Raw genomic sequence first — 4,568 nt, forward strand, 5'->3', positions numbered from 1 at the left:
CCCGCACCCCACGCTCAGCCACCAGATACCGGGCCACCACAGCACCCAGACCACCCGTACCACCCGTGACCAACACCGCACCCGAACCATCCAACTCAGGCATCGACGCGAGGCTGTCGGCCTGACCAGCGGGCTGTGTGTCGTCCTGACCGGCCTGGTCGTCCGGCAGACGCGTCAGCCTCGGCACCAGCACCTCGCCACCACGCACCGCGACCTCGGACTCACCCGAGACCACCGCCGCCACCGCGGCATCCACATCAGCCGACACTCGCACGTCGGCATCCAGATCCAGGCCCAAGTCCTGATCCAGGTCCAGGTCCAGGTCCTGCTCCAGGTCCATGTCCAGGTCCACCAGGGCGAACCGCCCCGGATTCTCCGCCAGCGCCGCACGCACCAGACCCCACACCGGAGCCTGCACCACATCCCCCGCACCAGCCGAACCACCCACACCCACCGGCATCGCACCCCGCGTCACCACCACCAGACGCGAACCCGCGAACCGCTCACCGGCAAGCCACTCCTGCACCACACCCAACACCTGGTCCAACACCGACCGCACCCCGGCAGGCACACCCACCGAACCGTCGGGCACGCCAGGGGCGTCGGCGGCACCGCAGTCCAGGACCACCACGTCCGGCACCGCGCCAGCCGCCTCGGCAACCTCGCTCCACGGGGTCCAGCGTGCGTCTGCCACACCCTTCCCGGTGTCCGGCACCCACGTGATGCCGTACAGCGCACCCATTTCGTCCGGGACCGCGCCGAGCTGCTCGGTGGAGACCGGGCGGCCCACCATGGAGCCGACCGTCAGGACCGGCGCGCCGGTCACGTCGGCGACCCGGATGTCCATGCCGCCGTCCTCGGTGGTGGCGATCCGGACGCGGACGGCGGCGGCGCCGACCGCGTGCAGGGAGACGTCGTTCCAGGCGAACGGGATCACCGTGCCGCCGCCGTCGTCCTCGTGGCCGGGGCCGGTGCTGTCGTTGAGGATCGCGGCGTGCATGGCGGCATCAAGGAGCGCCGGGTGCAGACCGAACCGGCCCGCCTCGCCCGCCGCCTCCTCCGGAAGCGCCACCTCCGCGAACAACTCCCCACCCCGACGCCACGCCGCACGCAACCCCCGGAACACCGGCCCGTACCCGTAACCACGCTCCCGGAAGACCTCGTACGCCGCCTCCACCGGCAGCACCTCGGCACCCACCGGCGGCCACTGCTCGTCGAGCCCGGCCGGCGCGGTCTCGGCGACCGTGTCCGTCAGGAAGCCCGTGGCGTGGGTGGCCCAGTCCTCCCGGGTGCCCTCGGGGCGGGTATAGACGGCGACGGTGCGGCGTTCGGCGGTACGCGGCCCGACGATCACACGGACCTGGACGCCGCCGCGCTCGGACAGCACCAGCGGCGCCGCGAGGGTCAGTTCCTCCAGGGTGGCGCAGTCGACGGACTCGCCGGCCGCCAGGGCCAGTTCGACGAGGACGGAACCGGGCAGCAGGATCCGGCCCAGGACCACGTGGTCGGCGAGCCAGGGCTGCGCCTCCACCGACAGCCTGCCCGTCAGCACCACGCCACCGGAGTCCGGCAGGGCCACCACCGCACCCAGCAGCGGGTGGTCGGTGGCATCGAGTCCGACGTCCTCGGTCGCCGCGGGAGCTGCGCCGGTCGCGGCGAGCCAGTAGCGCTGCCGCTGGAAGGCGTACGTCGGCAGGTCGACGGCACGGGCACCCGTCCCGGCGAAGAAGCCGGACCAGTCGACCGCGGTGCCGGCGGTGTGCAGGTGCGCGAGCGCGGTGAGGAGAGCGATCGTCTCGTCGCGGCCCTTGCGGCCCGTCGGCACGAGCAGGACGGTGGCGTCCTCGGCACGGTCGAGGCAGGTACGGGCCATCCCGGTCAGGACCGCCTCGGGGCCGATCTCGACGCAGCGGTCCGCTCCGGCGGCTCGGAGTGCGCGGACACCGTCGGCGAACCGGACGGCCCGGCGGACGTGGGTCACCCAGTAGTCCGGGGTGGTCAGTTCGCCGGCCTCGGCGATCCGGCCGGTCACGTTGGACACCACCGGCAACAGGGGTTCCGCGAACGACAGTCCCTCCACGACCTCACGGAACGCCGGGAGCATCGGCTCCATCAGCGGCGAGTGGAACGCGTGCGAGACACGGAGCCGGCTGACCCTGCGTCCCCGCTGCCGGAACGCCTCGGCGACCGTCTCGACGGCCTCCTCCACGCCCGAGAGCACTACCGAGGACGGGCCGTTGACGGCGGCGATCGACACACTTTCGGCCTCGTCGAAGTCCAGCTGTTCCCGGACCTCCGCCTCGGTGGCTTCCACCGCCACCATGGTGCCGCCCTCCGGCAGCGCCTGCATCAGCCGGCCGCGCGCGGCGACCAGGGCACAGGCGTCCGCGAGCGAGAACACCCCGGCGACGTGTGCCGCCGCCACCTCGCCGATGGAGTGGCCGGCCACCAGGTCGGGTGTGACGCCCCAGGACGCCAGGAGCCGGAACAGGGCCACTTCGACGGCGAACAGGCCCGCCTGCGCGTACGCGGTGCCGTTCAGCGACTCGGCGTCCTCACCCCACACCACCTCGCGCAGCGGACGCTCCACGTGCTCGTCGAGTCCCGCGCACACCGCGTCGAAAGCCTCCGCGAACACCGGGAAGTTCTCGTACAGCCCACGCCCCATGCCGAGGCGCTGGGAGCCCTGGCCCGAGAAGAGGAACGCGGTGGTACCGACGGATCGGGCCTCGCCGGTGATCACACCGGGGGCGTCCGTGCCCTCCGCGAGGGCCCGCAGCCCGGCCAGGATCTCGTCCCGGCCGGTGCCGAGCACCACCGCGCGGGACTCCAACGCGGTACGGGCGGTGGCCAACGCGTACGCCGTGTCCAGCGGACGGTCGTCCGGGCGCGCCGTCGCGTGGTCGAGCAGCCGGGCTGCCTGGGCGCGCAGCGCCTCGGGGGTGGCCGCGGACAGCGCCCAGGGCAGGACGGCGGGTGCGCGGTGCCCGGTGGCGGAACCCGTATCGGCTTCGGGACGCGGTTCGTCCGCGGTCCGGGTGGGGCCCTGTTCCAGCACGACGTGTGCGTTGGTGCCGCTGAGGCCGAAGGCGGAGACGCCGGCCCGGCGCGGCCGACCGCTGGCCGGCCAGGGCCGTTCCTCGGTGACCAGTTCGGCGCGGCCCTCGGTCCAGTCGACGTGCGGCGAGGGACGGTCGACGTGCAGGGTGCGCGGCACCGTCCCGTGTTCCATCGCCATGACCATCTTGATGACACCGGCGACGCCGGCGGCGGCCTGCGTGTGACCGATGTTCGATTTGACCGAGCCGAGCAGCAGCGGCCGGTCCTCGGGCCGGTCCTGACCGTACGTGGCGAGCAGGGCCTGCGCCTCGATCGGATCGCCGAGCCTGGTGCCCGTGCCGTGCGCCTCCACCACGTCGATTTCGGACGGGGCGACTCCGGCGCCCAGCAGCGCCTGGCGGATCACGCGCTGCTGGGAGGGGCCGTTGGGGGCGGTCAGTCCGTTGCTCGCGCCGTCCTGGTTGACGGCCGTGCCCTTGACGACCGCGAGCACCCGGTGCCCGTTGCGCACCGCGTCCGAGAGGCGTTCCACCAGGAGCACGCCGACGCCCTCGGACCAGCCGACGCCGTCCGCCGCGCCCGCGAACGCCTTGCAGCGGCCGTCGACGGACAGACCACGCTGGCGGCTGAACTCGACGAACATGCCGGGCGTCGACATCACGGTGGCGCCGCCGGCCACGGCGAGCGAGCACTCCCCCGACCGCAGCGCCTGCACCGCCAGGTGCAGCGCGACGAGCGAGGAGGAGCAGGCGGTGTCGACGGTGACGGCCGGGCCTTCCCAGCCGTAGGTGTACGAGAGCCGACCGGACGCCACGCTGCCACCGGCGGTGCCGGAGGGCGAGACGTTGAGCGCGTAGTCGTGGTACATCACACCGGCGAAGACACCGGTCCTGCTGCCCTTGAGCGAGGTGGGGTCGATGCCCGCCCGCTCCAGGGCCTCCCACGAGGTCTCGAGCAGCAGGCGCTGCTGCGGGTCCATGTGCAGGGCCTCGCGGGGTGAGATGCCGAAGAGGCCGGGGTCGAACTGGGCCGCGTCGTGCAGGAAGCTGCCGCGGCGCGTGTAGCTCTTGCCCTCTTTGCCCGGTTCCGGATCGTAGAGGTCCTCCACGTCCCAGCCCCGGTCGTCCGGGAGGTCGGAGACCGTGTCGGCGCCGTCCATGACCAGGCGCCACAGTTCCTCGGGGGTGGTCACCCCGCCCGGGTAGCGGCAGGCCATGCCGATGATGGCGATGGGCTCGTCGTCGGCGGGCCGTCCGGCATCGGTACGGTTCGCACCGGTCGCCCGTGCGGTCTCGCTGCCGTCGAGTCGGGACACGATGTGCTCGGTGACGGCGAGGGCGTTGGGGTGGTCGAAGACCAGGGTCGCCGGGAGCCGGAGCCCGGTCAGGGCATTGAGCTGATTGCGCAACTCGATCGCGGCCAGCGAATCGAAACCCAACTCCTGGAAGGCCCGGTCCGCGCCGACCGCCTCCACCGAACCATGACCCAGCACCGAAGCCACCTGCTCC

Annotated in this window: 1 pseudogene; it reads right to left on the reverse strand. The window is 72.9% G+C overall.

Going from position 1 to position 4,568, the window contains the following annotated elements:
* Positions 1–4,561, reverse strand: a pseudogene (locus tag ACIQ6R_RS37005) (type I polyketide synthase); the annotation flags it as partial.
* Positions 4,562–4,568: the final 7 nt, after the last annotated feature.

Source organism: Streptomyces sp. NPDC096048 (genome assembly GCF_044763415.1).
Taxonomy (GTDB): domain Bacteria; phylum Actinomycetota; class Actinomycetes; order Streptomycetales; family Streptomycetaceae; genus Streptomyces.